Genomic DNA, 18,829 nt, shown 5'->3' on the forward strand with positions numbered 1-18,829 from the left:
TATTAAAGCAATTTACTATTGTTTTTTAAAAGAGGTGTTACCAAGCGTAGCACCTTTTTTTTGTTAATTTTTTCTAACTGTTCTAAATGTCTTTGATGGTGTGTATCTGTACCTACAAAATCTATTAATTGTTGTTCTAGAAGTTGTATAGCAATATGGTGAACGCTTTTGCCATAGTAATTAGATAGCGAAAGGAGGTTTAATTGAAATAAACATCCCGCGTTTTTAAGTTTATGGTACTCGTTAAAGTTTGAATGTAAAAAATTATAACGTTCAGGATGTGCCAATATTGGTTGGTAACCTGCTACCTGAATTTTGAATAAGATATCGTATAGGTTAACAGGAGGATTTAAATACGACATCTCAATAAGTAAATAATTATCTTTTAGAGTGAGTAATTTTTTTTCATTTAGTAATTTTTCAAAATTAGCGTCTAGCATATATTCAGCTGCAGCTTTTATAGTAATGCCTGTAAGTTGTTCTTTAAGAATAGCTGTTTTAACTTCTTGTAGTTTTTGTTGAATAATTTCTGGCGTGTTTTCCCAAACATCTTCCATAATGTGCGGAGTAGCTCTAAAGTTTGAAATACCGTAGCTATGCATTTTTTTTATCAACTTAATGGAATCTTCAAGTGTTTTTGCACCATCATCTATACCGGGTAGTATATGAGAGTGAATATCTACAAAGTTCTCTGGAAAGCTAGCAGTAAGTGCTGTTCTAGAGCGTTTAAAAAGTGATAGCATTTATTGGTGGTTTTGTTTTGGTAAAGGTAAATATTTTAAATGAGAAGTCTGGAGTCTGGAGTTTGGAGTCTGGAGTCTGAAGTCTGGAGTTTGAAGTTTGGAGTTTGAAGTTTGAAGTCTGGAGTGAGAAGTGAATTTCTAATTGTCATTCTGAATGCAACGCAGTGGAATTGAAGAATCTTACGTTTCAACAATTCAACTGTCATTCCTACGCAGGCAGGAATCCATTATGAGTTTAGCTTAGAAGCATACTTTTATACTAGATCATTAAGCAGAGTCGAAATAATAGTCTCAACTTGTCATTCTGAATGCAGCGAAGCGGAACTGAAGAATCTCACGTTTTTATTGTAAAAATACGTCCCATTACAGTCGAAATGACAATGAGGTTACTTTAGACTGCTGACTTAAAACATTGCAACTGTCATTCCTACGCAGGCAGGAATCCATTATAAGTTTTACTAATTAGTTTACTTTTGTTCTTTTCCATTGATGAAAAGAACCAAAAATCTAGTCTGATGATATTTTCATTAAAATACAGTTCCTTAAAAAAGACATGCGCTGAACTCGCTGCGCTCAAACACCACCGCCTGTTTCTTTTTCTTCGGATGTATTTTCTACTGAAAATTTCATAGGACGCTCTTCTCTTTTTTAGGTCATTGAGCGGAGTCGAAATGATAGTCTCTACTTGTCATTCTGAGAGCAGCGAAGCGGAATTGAAGAATCTCACGTTTTTATTGTAAAAATACGTCCATTACAGTCGAAATGAAGCGAGGTTACTTTAGACTCCCACTTCTCACTTCTCACTTCTCATTTCTCACTTCTCACTTCTCATTTCTCACTTCTCACTTCTGTCTTCTCACACCAATATGCTCATTAAGCAGAGTCGAAATAATGTTCTCACTTGTCATTCTAAATGCAGCGCAGCGGAACTGAAGAATCTCACGCTTCAATTGTAAAAAAATGCGCTGTTCCAGTTGAGTAGACAAACGTGGTCATTGAGCGGAGTCGAAATGATCAGCAACCAAATACCAGCAACCAACAACCAAACACTAACAACCAAACACCAACAACCAAATACCAACAACCTACTCACTCCCCAAATACACCCCAATATTTTCAATTCCATTATTAGCTTTTAATAAAATAGATTTTTTATTTGGGATATAATGCTTTGCATCTTCCCATTTAGGATTTTTAGTGTAAATGTGTGCTTTGGAAGCCATTCCGCTTATTTTTGGAGTTCCGCAGGTATAAATCAACGTGTTTTTAACGCTATGGTTTGCAGCAGCTAGTTTAAAAGGAGTTTTAAGGTTGTAGCTTTTTTCGAAAATAGAATTGGTAATTTCTACGGTATCTATTCCTGAATTTTTTAGAATGTATCCTTTTTCAGTATCGTATACTTTACTAAAAATACAGTGGTTAATACTTAGTTTTCCGCCTTTATTTACAAAGTAGTTTCCAGCTTTGGTGTAGCTTACAGCAAATTGTTCCATATTTTTAAAAACACAGTACTCGAGTGAAACGCTACCTGCATTGTAGTTTCCTGTTGTTCCTTTTTCATACGATAGGTTTAGGCCTCTGTAACTATCTTCAAAAAGACTATTTTTAATAGTAATTTCATTAGCAAACGTACCTACATAAGCTTTAAAAATGCTACCACCATTTTTGTTTTTAAAATTTCGAAAAATGCAATTAGAAATTGTTAATGTGTATGGTGCTTTTTCGTTCTCGTTTGGTGATACAATAGCGTATTTAACCAATTTGTTATGTTGTCCGCTAAGTGTTACATTTTCTAAGTTAAAATTGCAGTTTTCTTGCACTCTAAATAAATAGCTCAAAGGTTTTTCTAACTTGGCGTTTGCTTTGATAAACACGCTGTCTTTATGTACACCAATAATATGGATTGATTTTTTTAACTGTACAGAATTTTTTAAGAAATAAGTACCAGATTCTAAAGTTAAGGTACTACCAGCAGCCGCATTTTTAATGGCTTTTTCTAAGGTGCCTACACCAGGTTTAACAGTAGCAATGTTGGTTGTTGGTTTATTATTGGTTGGTATTGCTACTGTTGGTTTCCACGAAAGTGGCCCTGATTTACTAAGTATTGCACTTGGTATTTTTTGGTTATTTAAATTAAAAGCACCAGCAACTAAATTAGTTCTAGTTGTATTACAAATGTCTGTACTAGGACTTTGCTTGTTATAGTTAGAAACGGTTAAAGCTGTATTGTTAGCGGTTGGCATTGGTAACGATTTTAATAATTGCCATTCTATAGCCGCTTTTGTAAAATAATCTGAATTTATTTCAGCTGTAGTTTCTCCAATATTACCTTCAAAAGTAATTTTAGCGTTTGCATCGTTTAAATCTAATAGCTGTTTTCCGTTTGTATTAGATACTAAATTGTTTACAAAGCTAGAGTTGATTGGTGCTAACGATTTCTCGCTGTCTTTTCCTGCTCCAATAACTATTGTACCACAATTAATAATAGTATTGTTTTGCACCAATACATCTTCAACTTGATGATACCTGTTTAAAGGAGAGTTTGGGACACCGTTCATAAATACAATAGGAGCTCTATAATCATCTCCAGTTAACCCAATTAAAAAATTATTTTGAACAATATGTCCTTTGTTAATGATGCGAATACCTCCAGTTCTAGGTTTGTTGTTACCTATAAATACATTGTTTTCAACCAGGGCATTGTTACCATGTCTAAGTGTTAAAGTACCTTCAGATTCTAGAAATAAATTGCTGTTAAAAATATTATCACAAGATTTGTTAGAGATAATTTCAATTTCGCCGTTGCACTGTTTAAAAGTGTTGTAGGCAACGGTGGTTTTAGAAGATTTTAGCGAGTTGGTACTTGTACCAATTCGAATAGTTTCTCCTCCATTTTCGCCTAAATCAGGTCTAAAACCAAAAAAATTATGATCTATTTGATGGTTGTTTTCAGTATGTTCGTCGCCTTTTAGCCAAACTACTAGAGTGCTACCAATATTTGTTTTACCTGTAAAATTACAATGATCAACTCTATTATTTTTTCCCCATAAATCTACCCAATGTGTTTGGAAAGTGACATCGGTAGGGTTGTAGTTGCTTATGGTGCAATTGGTTACTCTACAATTATTAGCAAAATTTTTAGAATCTTTTCTAAAACTAATAACAGATTTTGAGGTTGGTATACCATTTTTAAACCATAAACCATTAATTATAAGATGTTTTCCGGCTATAGTTAAGCTAGAATTTCCTGTAAAAATTACTTCCCCATCTGTTTGTGCTGTAATTATTATTGGGCTTTCTTTAGTTCCATTAGCAATGGCTAAAAGTTGTGCATTTTTCCATTCACCATTTTTTAATACAATTTCGCTACCTGGTTTTGCATTTTTAAGTGCATTTGTAAATTCAGTTTCAGTAGCTACTAATGTTGAGTAAGAGGCCTGTGTATACATTTTTGTACAAAAACTTGAAACAATAAACAGTGTAATAAGAATGTTGGTTTTCATTATAATAGATTGTTTTAGAATGTTTAAGCTATTTTACTATAAGAAATTACTTTATTAAAAAAAAATATTGGTTTCTTTAAGTAAAAATCAAACAAATATACATATATTTGGTAAACCAAACTGGTAAACCAATTTAAAATATAGTTAAAATGAATTTAGTTAAGTTATTTAGCCGTGTATTAGCACTTAGTTTTTTAGTGTTAGTTTCTTGTAATAAGGCTACAGATAGTAAGGTGTTAGTATCTACTAAAGAAGCCTTGTATTCAGCAATTTCAGAAGTAAAACCTGGAACAGAAATTGTATTAGCAAACGGTACTTATACAGATGTTAATATTGTGTTTAAAGGTGAAGGTACTAAAGAAGCTCCAATAGTTTTAAGAGCCGAAACACCTGGTAAAGTATTTATAGAAGGTGTTTCTAATGTTCAAATTGGAGGCTCTTATTTAGTAATAGATGGATTGTATTTTAGAAAAGGGTACTCTCCAACTAAAAATGTAATTGCTTTTAGACTGTCTGAAAAAGAAGTAGCAACAAATTGTAGAGTTACAAATTGTGTAATTATAGATTTTAATCAATTAGAAAGAGATAAGGATGATCTTTGGGTACAATTGTATGGTAGACATAATAGTTTAGACCATTGCTATATTGCAGGTAAAACAAATGGAGGACCAACGGTTCGAGTAGATTTAAAAGGAAATCAAAGTATTAGAAACTTTCATAAAATAACGAATAATCATTTTGGACCAAGACCAAGAAAAGGTGGTGCGCGTGGAGAAACTATCCAATTAGGAAGTAGTTATACATCAATGTCTCCAAGTAATACTTTAATAGCAAATAATTTGTTCGAAGAGTGTAATGGAGAGGTTGAAGTAATATCTAGTAAAACTAATTTTAATGTAATTAAAAATAATGTGTTTTATAAGTGTGAAGGTTCTGTAGTAACAAGACACGGAAATTACGTTATGATAGACGGAAATTATTTTATTGGTGATGGAGTTAATAAAAATGTAGGTGGAATTAGAATTATAAATACGGGACATTGGATTGTAAATAATTATTTCTATAATTTAATTGGAGAAAACTTTAGAAGTCCTCTGGCTGTAATGAATGGTATACCTAAATCGCCCTTAAATAGATACAACCAAGTAACCGATGTGGTAGTAGCATATAATACGTATGTAAACTGTAAGTCGCCTTGGCAATTTGGAGTAGGAACTAATATAAGCCAAAAAGAAGTGTTGCCATTGTCTGAAATACGTTCGGCAAGAGCTTTAAGAACAGAAGTGGTAAACAATGTAATTTTTAATACTGAAGGTGATGCTCATTTAATAGTGGAACATGATAAAGCCGATGGAGTTACGTTTATGGCAAACGCTATAAATAATCAAGGAGTTGATTTTAAAAATAAAGATAAATTTATTGTTAGTAATTTTGAATTGAAAAAAGTTTCGGAAGAGTTATTTGTGCCAGTTGGAATTTCAACAGATATAACACCGTATACAGGTTTTGGTTTTGAAGCAATTAAAACAGATTTATTTGGGGTAAAGCGAGAAAATTCTAATAGTATTGGAGCATTGGTTTCAGAAAATATTAAAGATCCCGTTATTTTAGATAAAACAAAATATGGAGCTAGTTGGTTTGTTGCAGATAAAGCTACTGTTGAAGCTAAAAAACATGAAGTAACAGCTGCTAAAGGAGATTTGGAAGCTAAAATTGCTGCTGCAAACTCGGGTGATATTTTAGAATTAAATGCAGGAACTTACGCAATTTCAAACTCATTAAAAATAGATAAACAACTTACTATTAAATCTAAAGATGGTGAAAAGGCCATTGTTGTTGCAGATAAAGCGTTAAACTCGCCATTGTTTCAATTAAACCCTTATGGTATATTAACTATAGAAAATGTGAAGCTTGAAGGAAGTGGAAAGCAAGCAGCATTTGCCAGTTTAAAAGAAAATATGTTTAACCATTTTGGATTGTTTGTTACTGGTTGCGAAATCAATAATTTTAATTATGTATTGAAAGCCTATAAACAATCTTTTGCAGAAGAAATAGCTTTTACTAATACAAGTATTTTAAATTGTGAAAACGGAATTGAACTTTCTGAAGAAACCAATGATAGAGGAGATTACAATGTAGAGTTTTTAACAATAGATAATTGTGTGTTTACCAATGTTAAAAGTAATGTAATAGATTATTATAGAGGTGGTTATGATGAATCTACAATTGGAGGGAATTTAATGGTGAAAAATAGCACATTTAAAAATTGTGGAGCAAAAGAAAAGAATGGTATTTTATTAAATACGCGAGGTATTGTAAATGTAGCTATTAATAACAATACGTTTACAAATAATAATATAAAATTAGTTGCACTTTTATGGGGTGCTAAAAACAATACAGAATTAAATAATAAGCTTCAAAATTCTGGAGTAATACGTGTTGAAGAAAACTTGAAAATGAAGTTGATGTATTAATGATAATTTAAAAGTATGATAAAATATAAAATCGTTGTTTTCTGTTTGTTTTTAGGAGTTGTAAGTTGGGGGTATTCGCAGCAAATCCCTTCAAAAAAAGTAATTGACATTAGTCAGCTTTCAACCTATTTAAAAAAAGAAGTTCAACAAGAGTTAAGTAAAAGTGAGGATATTTCTAATGCTAAATTAGCAGACTATTTTAGAACTAAATTTTCTGAACGTTATTTCTTTGATTGGCACAACTTTGAGCAACGATTTACTGAATATCAAAAGTTATATCCAACTTCAGCAGCATATCATAAAGAGCGAGGGTTAGATCATACACAAAAGTTTGCAGGAAAAACAAATTGGGTGTTACCGTTTAATTATTTAAATGGAAAACCTGTAAATGCCTATGCGTTGCGTCATTTGGCACGTCAGCATAAAACAGTAGATTTAGCTTTTGATTATTTTAATTCAGAAAAAAAGAATGGAGCAGTAGCTTATTTTACAACTCAAATGCACTCGTTAAATGAGGCATTGGCTTCAGGAACTTATGAGAAAATTGAAGATGGTAATGGAGTTTACGAAGCTTTTAGAGCGGGTTATAGAGTGTTAAATTGGTTGCAAATTCACACCATGTTTTTGGGTGAAGAATCTTATACTAATGAGCAGCAATTAGAAACAATTGCTACGTTATTACAACACGCAGAAAACTTATATGAAGTAAATCAAAATTTTCATGCAGGAAATCACCAAACAAGAGGTTTGTCTGCATTGGCAATGGTTTCGATATTGTTAAGAGATTTTGAAGGTGCTGATGTGTGGTATGCACACGCAATGAAATTATTAGAAGAGCATTTAAAAAAGGAAATTAATAACGATGGTTTTCAGTTTGAGCGTTCTGTACATTACCATATAAGTGATATAGGTAATTACTATTATGTGTTTCAGTTGGCTCAAAAAAGTAACTTGCCAGTTTCTAAGTTTTGGGAAGAAAAATTAGCATCGTTATTTACAAGTTTAACTAAAATTGCGTTTCCAGATAAAACAGCACCTGTATTGCAAGATGATACAGACACACCTTGGGCAGAAAAAAATGATATTTCAGGAGCGCTTACTTTAGGGTATTTGTTATTTAACAATCCAACAATGGGTTATTTTGCAACTACAAAAGTGAGTAGTAAAATGTATTGGTTTTTAAGTAAAGAGCAGTTGTTAAAGTTACAAGAGGTTCAAAAAGAACAACCAACATTTGAATCGGTTTCGTTTCCAACAACAGGTTATTATATTATGCGTAATGGATGGCAAGCTAATGACCAAATGTTGTTGCTGTCTGCTGGGTTAGATGCAGATAAACCAGATCATCAACACGGAGATATGTTGGGTATACAAGCAATGGCAAACGGTAAAGTAGTATTGCCTAATTACCAAGTAAGGTACTCGTTACCAGATTTAGAATTGTTTAAAAATTCTATGGTTAAAAATGTAGCTTTAGTAGATAGTGAGTTGCAAGGTAAAAAGTATACTTCTAATAAAGGAGGTAGTGGTTTTGGTAAATTTAAACAATTGCCGCAACCAACAACTAATTTTTGGAAGACCTCAAAAATGTTTGATGCCTACTCTGGAAGTCATAATGGATTTGAAAATATTGGAGTCTCATATTCTAGACAGGTAATTTATTTAAAAAATGATTTTTGGATTGTAAAAGATAATTTTTCTTCAAAAAATACACATACTTATAAACAAGTTTGGCAAGGGCATTATACGGCTGAACAAACACCAAATTTACTAAGAGCTAGTTTTGACAATGCCGAAGGTTTAGATATTTTTCAGTTGAATAAAATAGATGCTATAGAAAGTAGTGGTGCTAGAGGAAAACAATGGACTGTTGCTTCCAAACAAGCGGTAAATAAATTTAGTTTTGTAACAGTATTATTTCCTTATACAGGTTATTTAAATAGAATTGATGAGTTAAATAGCAGTTCAAGTATAAAAGGGTGGAAGCAAGAATCTATAGAGGGTGTTTATTTAAATAAAAATGCTATAGTGCTTTCAAAAGAAAACACTTTGTATGCATTTTTAGTAGAAGAAATTAATACTTCAAAAGGTGTTATTAAATTTTCTGAACCAATAGATTTGGTATTGCAAAAAGAGAAAGATGTTTTTAAAGCCCAAATTTTAGGTGGTGATACTGTTGAGTTTTCTAAAAAAGGAAGCGTAAAAATAAAGAGTAATGGTATAATTTTACGTGCTGGATCATCTTTAAAATTAGGAGATGAGTTTGTTGTTTTTTAATAATTTGAAGTTGCTTACACTGCATAATTTCTACAGTTAGTCTAAGCTTATTTTATATGTAATTATCAATATAGCATCTTATTATGTTAATTTTATTAACAAAATATTGTTAGGTTAAAATATACTCGTATATTTGGTAAACCAAACTGGTTAACCAATATTAGATGTTATCGATGTCTTTTAAAGCCTAAGTTTTGTTGTAATTTAAAAAGGATAAGAATGAAAACTACGTTTAAATTAATAGTATTATTTATAGCAATAAGTTTTGTTTCGTGTAAACAAACAACATCTAATTCAATTGATAATACTACATCTTCAGAAAATAATCACCCTAGTTTAATTCTTACACAACAAGGAGTTGCAGCTATTAGAGCAAATTTAGGAAGTATTCCAATTTTTGACAAAACATTAGCCGCAACTCAAAAAGAGGTTGATTTAGAAATTGAAAAAGGTTTTGATGTGCCAACTCCAAAAGATTATTCTGGAGGTTATACACACGAAACACATAAAAAAAATTATGTGTTAATGCAAAAAGCAGGTGCGTTATACCAAATTTTAGATGATGAAAAATATGCCAAATTTGTTAAGGATATGTTGTTCGATTATGCAAAAAAATATCCTACTTGGCCTATTCATCCAAAACCTAGATCTTACGCTAGAGGTAGAGTGTTTTGGCAATGTTTAAATGATTCTAATTGGTTAGTGTATACAAGTCAAGCTTACGACTGTATTTATAATTATTTAACTGAAGAAGAGAGAAGTACCTTAGAAACTGATTTATTTAGACCTTTTGCTGATCATATTTCAAAAGAAAGCCCTCAGTTTTTTAATAGAGTTCATAATCATGCAACTTGGGGTAATGCAGCAGTTGGAATGATGGCTTTGGCAATGGATGATGCTGAGCTTTTAGATAGAGCTTTAAACGGAGTTAAGGTTGAAAACTTTGACCCGAACGAAAAAGATAATGATGGAGGTTATATTAGAAAAGATGGACAAAAAATAGGTTTTTTTGCGAATGTTAATGAACCATTTTCTCCTGATGGATATTTTACAGAAGGTCCTTATTATCAACGTTACGCTTCGTATCCGTTTTTAATATTTGCGCAAGCACTTCAGAATAAACAACCAGAACAAAAAGTGTTTGAATATAAAGATGGTGTTCTTTTAAAAAGTGTAAATGCCTTATTGAATTTATCGGATGTTGATGGAGATTTCTTTTTATTGAACGATGCTCAAAAAGGAATGTCATATTATAACTCCTCTTTAATATCTACAGTAGATATAGGTTATCATTTTGGTGGAAACAATCCAGGATTGTTAAGTATAGCAAAAAAGCAAGGCGAAGTAACATTAGATGATGCAGGTTTAGCAGTAGCACTTGGTATTAAAGCTGGTAAAGAAGAACCTTTTGTTAAAAAATCTATTGAATTATCTGATGGTGCTGATGGAGATGAAGGTGCAGTTGGAATTTTAAGAAGTGATGATTTAGAATTGGTTTATAAATATACTGCTCACGGATTAAGTCATGGACACTTTGATAAATTATCTTTTGCTTTATTTGAAGATGGAGATGAGATAGTGCAAGATTACGGAATGAGTCGTTTTGTAAACATTGAACAAAAAGGTGGAGGTAATTATTTAAAAGAAAATAAAACGTGGTCTAAACAAACCATTGCTCATAATACAATTACCCAAAACGAAAAATCGCAATTTAAGGGGAAATATGATATAGGAAGTAAATTTCATTCTAATACATATGTATTTAGTTCAGATAATGAAAATGTGCAAGTTGCTAGTGCTAAAGAAGAGAATGCATATCCTGGCACTAAACTTCATAGAACTATGGTAACTATTAAGGATGAAGATTATAGGAATCCTTATATATTAGATATTATGAGAGTTTCATCTGAAAAGTCTAATCAATATGATTTACCACTTTATTATTTAGGTCATATTATGCAAACAAATTTTGAGTATAATAAATTAAGCACACCACAAATTTTAGGTAAATCAGATGGTTATCAGCATTTATATAAAGAAGCTAGTGCTTTAGCAAATGGAGAAAACATAAAATTAACATGGTTGTTAAACAATAAGTTTTATTCATATTCTGCAATAACTAGTACTAATGATGAAATTATTTTAGGAAGAATAGGAGCCAATGATCCGGCATATAACTTACGTAATGAGCCTACTTTAATTTTAAGAAAGAAAAATGCAAAAGATGCATTGTTTGTTTCAATCATAGAATCACACGGAACATATTCACCAGTAACTGAACTAGCTGAAGATGCTTATAGTAATGTAAAGTTATTAGAGGTGGTTTACAATTCAGAAAAATATACAGCTGTAAAACTAGTGATGAATACGAATACAGCTAAAGTATTTATTATTTCGAATCTAGATAATAGTTCGGAAACAGCACATAAATTAGAAATTAATAATAAAGAATACGCCTGGAAGGGTTCGTTTATACTAACAGAAATTAAATAAAATAAAAATTATGAAGCGATTTAGTGAAAAATATGTCATAGCAAAAGACATGGAATGGGAAGAGCTTGGTGGAGGAGTATCAAGAAAATTTTTAGGTTACGACAACCAAATTATGATGGTAAGCGTAAAATTTGATAAAGGAGCGCTGGGAGCACCACATCAACATTTTCATACGCAAGCTACTTACTGTGTTTCAGGTAAATTTGAATTTGATATTGAAGGAGAAAAGAAAATTGTTGAAGCTGGAGATGGAGTTTATATTGAACCAAATTTATTGCACAGTGCAGTTTGTTTAGAAGAGGGACAATTAATTGATACATTTAGCCCTGTAAGAGAAGATTTCTTAAGTGGAGATGGAGTGTCTTACTTTGGAGATAAGGAATCTTAAGTTAAGTATTGCAAACTAATCTAGTTCTTAGATTAGGTTTTTAGGAGAAGAAAACCCACTTTTTTGAGTGATTTTACTAAAACGTTTTAGTAAAGTGTGTTAAAGATTGAAAATAAGTTGATTAATATTTTTTTTTAACTACAAATTAACATATATTTGGTAAACCAAATTGGTGAACCAGTTTGGATAACCAAAATAAAAGAACAAATTAGTAATTTTTTAACCAAACCTTAATTATTGAATTAGATGAAAAAATAACAAAAAAAAAGGATAGTTGCACCTATCCTTTTAGAGTTTACTTCATTTCAGAGGGAAGTAAAACGTAATGAGTCATTTCTCAAAAACTCATAACTACAAATATAGTAATTAAAATATATTAATTAAAGTTATTGTTTTTGAGAAGTGAAGACGCTTTTAAGATGAAAATCTATGCTAAAATTAATACCTCACGAAGTATTAATAAAATTAACACTTAGAACAAAAATTAATATTATGAATTTAAAATTTAAGTTAACCATTATTGCAGTAGTATTGCTTAATTTTACTATGATGGCTCAAAGTAGCTATTTGCTAAAAGGTACCGTGGTTTCTAGTACTGATAATTCGCCAATTCCTGGCTCGAGTATCATTATTAAAGACACTACAAAGGGAACTACTACAGATTTTGACGGAGTATTTGCGTTGCAAGTAAAGCAAGGTGATGTACTACAAGTTTCATTTATAGGATTTGAAACTAAATTAATTACAATTACAAACCAAAAAAACATTTCAATTTCACTAGCGGAAGCTCAAAACGTGCTAGATGAGGTTGTTGTAATTGGTTATGGAACATCAAAAAAATCTCATTTAACAGGAGCTATCTCTAAAGTAGTAAATGAAGATTTAGATCAAGTTGCTGTTTCTAGGGTAGATGATGCCTTAGTTGGGCAAGTATCAGGGGTAAACATTCAGGCAACTGAAGGTGAAGCTGGTTCTGCACCAACAATTAGAATTAGAGGTACAGGTTCAATTACAGGAGATTCTAGTCCATTAGTTGTAGTGGATGGAGTTGTAGTTGATGCTGACTTTTTAGGGTCTTTAGATATGAATGATGTAGAATCTTTTGAAGTATTAAAAGATGCTGCTTCTGGTGCAATCTATGGATCAAGAGGGGGTAACGGAGTTATTATGATTACTACTAAAAGTGGTAAAGATGGAGAAACAAAGTTTAACTATAGTACTTATATAGGTTATAAATCTGCACACCAAAGTGATGCTTATAACTTAACATTAGAAGAAACAGCTGCTGCAGAGTTAGCTGCAAACGGTGTTTTATCTGATAAAACAATCTACAAACAATTAATAAATGCTAAAACTAACTGGCAAGATGTAATTTTTGACGGTGGTGTTATTAATAACCATTCATTTAGTGCACGTGGTGGAAACGAAAAATTAAAATTTAGTACAGCTTTAAATTATTTAAATGATCAAGGTGTATTATTAACAGATGAGTACCACAAATATAGTGTAAAAGCTAAAGTTGAATATAAGTTTACAGATAGATTTTCTATGGGACTTAGTGTAACTCCTTCACATACAAAAAGAAGAAGATTCGATGGTTCTGCACATGATATTTTACGTCAACCATCTTGGTTACCAGTTTATGTAAATGAAGATAATATTCAATATGTAAATAGAGTTAGAGATAATGCAAAATATGCTGATGTAAAAATAGGAGACTATGCAACTCAACGTATGTTTGATGATTATGATTTAGTAAATGGAGTACCAGTAACTTCAGGAACAGATATTAGTAATACTTCAAATACAAATCCAGCTGCTAAAATTTTAGAGCGTAAAAGAATGGATTATAAGTATAAAGTAGTAGGTAGCTTATTTGCTAAATACAAAATTAACGACGATTTAAGTTTTAAGACTACAGCGTCTGGAGACCGTCAATACACTAGACAATCTAGATATCAAGGTGTTTTAGCTCATAGAAATGGAGCAAGTAACTCTCAATTAGATAGTACAAACATTAGATCTTTTCACTTAGCATTAGATAATGTATTAATGTATAACAAAAATATTGGAGATCACGATATTAGTGCTGTAGTTGGTGCTTCTGCTGAAAAAACAAAGTATGAGTATGAAACTATTAGAGGTAGTCAGTTTGAAGATGATTCATCTCAAATTATAGCTTCAGCAGCTGAAATTAGTGAGTCTACAGGATATGAGTATGAAAACACGTTAATGTCTTTCTTCGGAAGGGTAAATTATGCGTATGCTGATAAATATTTAGCTTCATTTAGTGCAAGACGTGATGGTAGTTCTGTATTTGGTCCAGATACTAAGTATGGTAATTTCTTAGCAGGTTCATTAGGTTGGAATGTTTATAAAGAAGACTTTTTAGCTGATAGTGATGTTGTAAGTAACTTAAAATTAAGAGTAAGTTATGGTGTAACAGGTAATAATAGTTTCGAAACGACAGGTGGAGATTTACAAGATAACTTCCCTTACTTAGCTTTATTAACTACTGTAAATACTTCAGCAGTTGTAGATGGTACTGTAACTGATGCGGTTAACCCGTTAAATATTGCAAATAGCGAATTAGGTTGGGAACGTTCAATTGAATTTAACCCTGGTATTGACTTTGGTTTTTATGATAATGTTGTTTCTGGTTCTATTGATTTTTATACAAGAACTAGTGATAAATTATTATTAGATAACCCTGTTTCTACAACTACAGGATTTAGCAATGCATTAGTTAATATTGGTGAAGTTCAGAATAGAGGTATTGAAGTTGAATTACGTACTAGAAACTTTTCTAGAGACAACTTTAAATGGACAACAACTTTAATTGCTTCTAAAAACGAAAATGAATTAACAGATTTTGCTGATTCTAATGGTCAAATTCAAAATGTAGATGCAAAAAGAGCTGCAGAATGGATTAACTTAGAAGGTCAACCAATATCTTCATTTTATGGTTGGGTAGTAGATAGAGATATTCCATTAGAATACCTTTCTAATCCTTACCATCCAGTAGGAGCAGAAGCTCAGGATGTATATGTAAAAGATTTAAATGGTGATGGTTTAATTGATGATGATGATAAAACGATAATTGGTAATCCATACCCAGAATTAGTATGGAGTGTAACAAATGACTTTAAAATTTCAAATTTTGATGTAAGTTTTATGTTCCAAGGAAGTCACGGTGCTGAGGTTAGAAATATGGGAGACCAATATATTTTCAATCACTTTAACAGTGCACAAGATTTTATTTCTTCAACACCAGATCAGGAATTTATTAAACAAAAAATATTTACAAATGATATAGTTCAAGATGCATCATACATTGCATTAAGAAACGTAAATATTGGGTATAACTTTAAGGAGTCTGCATTAAGTAATTTAGGAATAACTAAATTAAGAGTGTATGCTTCTGGTCAAAACTTAATGTATTTAACAGCTGATGATTACACAGGATTCAATCCAGAATCTATTTATGACACAAGTGCAACAACTTATGGTTACCAAAGAGCTGGTTCTCCAGTTTATAGTACAGTGTCGTTAGGTGTAAATATTGACTTTTAATAAATAAAATTAAAAATTTAAAGTATTATGAAACAAATAAAATTTTTAACATTACTAATTTTAGCGGTATTTATATCTTCTTGTGAAGACGATTTCTTATCGCCAGAGTTAGTGTCTGCAGAAAATGGGGATACCTATTATGCAAATGACGCAGAGATTGAAACAGCAGTTGTTAATATATATGATGGAGTTCAAGGAGTTAATCAATTAGAACTAACAAGTTCAGGTTTAAACTATGGAGTTCAAAATGAGTATTATTTAACTGAAATGAGAAGTGATAATACTCGTACAAAAAGTAGTGAAGGTGAAGCAGCTCAATTTGAGAACTACACTTTAGAGTCTACAAATGGTATAGTATTAAACTATTACAGAAGTTATTATAACATTATTTTTAGAGCAAATACAGTTTTAGAAAATTTAGATGCTGCTACTGATAGTGGAAAAGTAAAATTTGAAGCTGAAGCTAAATTTTTAAGAGCATATGCTTACTTTAATTTAGTACGTTTATTTGGAGACGTTCCTTTAGTTGATAAATTAATTAACCCAGCAGATACTGAAACATCATTTACAAGGGTTGCAACATCAACTATTTATGAATTAATAGTAGCTGACCTTCAAACTGCTGCAAGTGGTTTAACTGATGGTTCTAAAGATAGAGCATCAAAATCTGCTGCTCAAACTTTATTGGCTAAAGTATATTTAACTTTAGGTAATTACGGAGATGCTAAAACACTTTTAGAATCTGTAATGTCTAGTGGTTTTACTTTGCAAGATAATTTTGTAGATTTATTTTATACAGAGCGCAATAGTGAAATTATTTTTGCTATTGGATATGAAGCTAGTGATGTTTACAATAGCCAAAATTTTTCTGCAGAATGGTTAAACGCTGTTGGTAGAACAAGTGGTGTAAATTACGTAACTGATGATGCTGTTGCAGCATTAGATGCAATGGGTGGAAATAGAGCAATGTATTCTTATAGAATAGACCCTGCACAAGTAACACAACATCAAGTGGTAAAATACTTACCAAATGGAGACGAAGACTTAGGAATTCCTGTAACTTCAGGAGATCCAACTTCAGCAGGAAATGACTGGATAGTTTTACGTTATGCAGATGTGTTGTTAATGTATGTTGAAGCTGTAATGGCAGGAGCAGATGCAACTTTAGATGCAAGTGCTATTGAAGCTTTTCAAAAAGTAAGAGATAGAGCTGGATTAACAGATACAGTAACTAGTATTACAAAACAAGAATTGTTAGACGAAAGAAGAGTAGAATTAGCCTTTGAAAACCACCGTTTATTTGATTTAATACGTTTTGGGGTTGCTCAAGAAGTATTGTCAGCGTTTTCAAGTGCAAATGGATATTCATTTTCAGCTACAGATTTATTATTACCAATTCCTCAATCTGAGATTGGGTTAAGTAATGGTGTGTTAACTCAAAATCCGGGTTACTAAGTTTATTAATAGTAATAAATTAAAACATTTAGAAATGATTAAAATTAAAAATAACATAAAGCAATTAAAGAGTCAGGTAATTATGGCTTCACTTTTAGTGATGGCAGTAGTTATGACATCTTGTGATTTTGAATTTGACTTACCAGAAGAAGGTAGTATAGCAGATTTAACACCACCTACAGCAAGTTTTGAATCAAAAGTGAGCCCTGAGAATAATTTGAAAATTAATTTTACAAACCTATCAGGAAGTTCAACAGATTATGTTTGGGAGTTTGGAGATGGTAATTCATCAACAGATAAAGAACCTTCTCATACATATGATGCAATAGGAACTTATACAGTAATGCTTACAGCTACTGATAAAATTGGTGCTAGTAGTTCTGTTACAGGAGAGGTTATAGTTGAAGAAAAGCAAGTAATTAAACCAGAAATTTTAGAAGCAGGATTTGAAGATAACACGCTTCCTGATGGAACAGGTGATGGTAGAGATTCTTGGAGAAATGATTTTGGTGGAGTAATTCAAATTACAAGTAGCCCTGTAAATGGTGGAACTCAAGCAGCTAAATTTCCTTCTGCAGGTGATAGAGTTGGACATCAAGAAGTTTTAGCTACTCCAGATACAGATTATATACTTACATACTATTACACTATGAAAACTTCTGGTACAGGTAACTTAACAGTTAGAGTATTAGGTGGTTCTATAAGTGATTTAGATGAAGCAGATGGAGCTACGTTAGCTTCACATGTTGGAACAAATCAAGATAGTTCTAGTACATATGTAAAAGTTGAAATTCCATTTAATACAGGATCTAATAGTGTTGTTGGAATATTAATTACAAATGAAGGAGTTGAGAGTAGAGTAGATGATATGGAGATTACAATAAAATAAAGTTTGGTTAATAAAATGAGTAATTTCCGAAGTCATATAGCAATCTTATTAGTATTATTCACATTAAATGTAAGTTGTCAAGATAATGATAAGGATGAAATTATAGCTGTTGAAGTTGAAGAGGAAATAGATGTGCCTTCGGAAATTACTTATAAATTACCTAACATAGATTTAAGTCATTGGAAAGTAACACTTCCTATTGGGAAACCAACAGAAGTTTTACCTCCAGAGATTTTAAAATATGCAACTAATGAAACATTAAAGCCGTTTATGTATAACGATTCTATTAATGGAGCTTTAGTTTTTTATACCTATCCAGGAGAAACAACTGCTAATACATCATATTCAAGAACTGAATTAAGAGAATTAATGAATCCTGAAGATGGTGGAACAACCAATTGGACTTTTGCTGAAGGAGGTTATATGAAAGGAACACTATCTGTTCCTGAAGTTTCTAAAGATGAAGATGGAAAATTTCATAGAACCATTATAATGCAAATTCATGGAAGGTTAACAAACGAGCAGCGAGATTTAATAGGAGAAGATGATAATAATGCACCTCCAATATTAAAAATATATTGGACGTATGGTTATGTAAGAGTTAAAACAAAGGTTTTAAAAGATTTAGATGCAACACCAACTGAAATTTTATATACGGATGCTTGGGGTGATGATGAAGGGTATACGTTTCCTACATATGTAGGTCATGATAAATTTACCTTAGAGGTTAAAGTTTCAGAAGGAAAAATGGAGGTTATATTAAATGAAAACGAATCTAAAGTATATGATGATATTCATATAGAGAAGTGGAATGTTTTTGAAAATTATTTTAAAGCAGGTAATTATTTAGTTTCAACAGACGAAAATGCATTTGCCAAAGTAAATTATTATAATTTAAATATAACACATTAATAAAATGAAAAGAAGTTTAGTTAATAATTGAGCGAAAATTTCCGCCAATAAGTGTAAAATTATTGGTGGAAATTTTAAAAAAACTTTGATTACAAATAAAATTTGTTAATTTTTGCCAATTA

10 protein-coding genes are annotated in these 18,829 nt (G+C 31.4%); 8 read left to right on the top strand and 2 right to left on the bottom strand.

From position 1 onward, the window contains the following. Positions 1-2: 2 nt before the first annotated feature. Positions 3-743, bottom strand: coding sequence for a tyrosine-protein phosphatase (locus tag BLU40_RS15640; protein ID WP_090125814.1), 741 nt, complete (start codon positions 741-743; stop codon positions 3-5). Between the two features lie 1,085 nt (positions 744-1,828). Continuing rightward, the gene (locus BLU40_RS15645) at positions 1,829-4,246 is read right to left on the bottom strand and encodes a polysaccharide lyase 6 family protein (protein WP_090125817.1); all 2,418 of its coding nucleotides are present in this window, start codon (positions 4,244-4,246) and stop codon (positions 1,829-1,831) included. A gap of 149 nt (positions 4,247-4,395) precedes the next feature. On the opposite strand from BLU40_RS15645, the gene BLU40_RS15650 reads away from it, so the two are divergent. The 8 genes from BLU40_RS15650 (at position 4,396) to BLU40_RS15685 (ending at position 18,707) form a co-directional block, all read left to right on the top strand. Beyond that, on the top strand, positions 4,396-6,720 hold the full coding sequence (locus BLU40_RS15650) for a chondroitinase-B domain-containing protein (protein ID WP_090125820.1): 2,325 nt from the start codon (positions 4,396-4,398) through the stop codon (positions 6,718-6,720). 15 nt (positions 6,721-6,735) lie between these two features. Further along, positions 6,736-8,997 carry a heparinase II/III family protein gene (locus BLU40_RS15655; protein WP_090125823.1) on the top strand — a complete coding sequence of 754 codons (2,262 nt, stop codon included), beginning with the start codon at positions 6,736-6,738 and terminating at the stop codon, positions 8,995-8,997. A gap of 219 nt (positions 8,998-9,216) precedes the next feature. Continuing rightward, the gene (locus tag BLU40_RS15660; protein ID WP_090125826.1) at positions 9,217-11,490 is read left to right on the top strand and encodes an alginate lyase family protein; all 2,274 of its coding nucleotides are present in this window, start codon (positions 9,217-9,219) and stop codon (positions 11,488-11,490) included. Positions 11,491-11,500: 10 nt separating this feature from the next. Further along, complete coding sequence (locus BLU40_RS15665) at positions 11,501-11,878, top strand: cupin domain-containing protein (RefSeq protein WP_090125829.1); 378 nt, start codon at positions 11,501-11,503, stop codon at positions 11,876-11,878. Between the two features lie 492 nt (positions 11,879-12,370). Further along, positions 12,371-15,451, top strand: a complete 3,081-nt coding sequence (locus BLU40_RS15670) for a SusC/RagA family TonB-linked outer membrane protein (protein ID WP_090125925.1) — start codon at positions 12,371-12,373, stop codon at positions 15,449-15,451. A gap of 27 nt (positions 15,452-15,478) precedes the next feature. Then, complete coding sequence (locus BLU40_RS15675; protein ID WP_090125832.1) at positions 15,479-16,906, top strand: RagB/SusD family nutrient uptake outer membrane protein; 1,428 nt, start codon at positions 15,479-15,481, stop codon at positions 16,904-16,906. 34 nt (positions 16,907-16,940) lie between these two features. Continuing rightward, positions 16,941-17,795 carry a PKD domain-containing protein gene (locus tag BLU40_RS15680; protein ID WP_090125834.1) on the top strand — a complete coding sequence of 285 codons (855 nt, stop codon included), beginning with the start codon at positions 16,941-16,943 and terminating at the stop codon, positions 17,793-17,795. Positions 17,796-17,810: 15 nt separating this feature from the next. Continuing rightward, complete coding sequence (locus BLU40_RS15685) at positions 17,811-18,707, top strand: polysaccharide lyase family 7 protein (RefSeq protein WP_090125841.1); 897 nt, start codon at positions 17,811-17,813, stop codon at positions 18,705-18,707. The last annotated feature ends 122 nt before the right edge of the window (positions 18,708-18,829 follow it).

The organism is Lutibacter oricola, from assembly GCF_900106565.1.
Taxonomy (GTDB): Bacteria; Bacteroidota; Bacteroidia; order Flavobacteriales; family Flavobacteriaceae; genus Lutibacter; species Lutibacter oricola.

Excerpts from the sequence above, each read along its gene's own strand:
- BLU40_RS15640 (WP_090125814.1), bottom strand. The coding sequence starts at position 743 with ATGCTATCACTTTTTAAACGCTCTAGAACAGCACTTACTGCTAGCTTT.
- BLU40_RS15645 (WP_090125817.1), bottom strand. The coding sequence starts at position 4,246 with ATGAAAACCAACATTCTTATTACACTGTTTATTGTTTCAAGTTTTTGT.
- BLU40_RS15650 (WP_090125820.1), top strand. The coding sequence starts at position 4,396 with ATGAATTTAGTTAAGTTATTTAGCCGTGTATTAGCACTTAGTTTTTTA.
- BLU40_RS15655 (WP_090125823.1), top strand. The coding sequence starts at position 6,736 with ATGATAAAATATAAAATCGTTGTTTTCTGTTTGTTTTTAGGAGTTGTA.
- BLU40_RS15660 (WP_090125826.1), top strand. The coding sequence starts at position 9,217 with ATGAAAACTACGTTTAAATTAATAGTATTATTTATAGCAATAAGTTTT.
- BLU40_RS15665 (WP_090125829.1), top strand. The coding sequence starts at position 11,501 with ATGAAGCGATTTAGTGAAAAATATGTCATAGCAAAAGACATGGAATGG.
- BLU40_RS15670 (WP_090125925.1), top strand. The coding sequence starts at position 12,371 with ATGAATTTAAAATTTAAGTTAACCATTATTGCAGTAGTATTGCTTAAT.
- BLU40_RS15675 (WP_090125832.1), top strand. The coding sequence starts at position 15,479 with ATGAAACAAATAAAATTTTTAACATTACTAATTTTAGCGGTATTTATA.
- BLU40_RS15680 (WP_090125834.1), top strand. The coding sequence starts at position 16,941 with ATGATTAAAATTAAAAATAACATAAAGCAATTAAAGAGTCAGGTAATT.
- BLU40_RS15685 (WP_090125841.1), top strand. The coding sequence starts at position 17,811 with ATGAGTAATTTCCGAAGTCATATAGCAATCTTATTAGTATTATTCACA.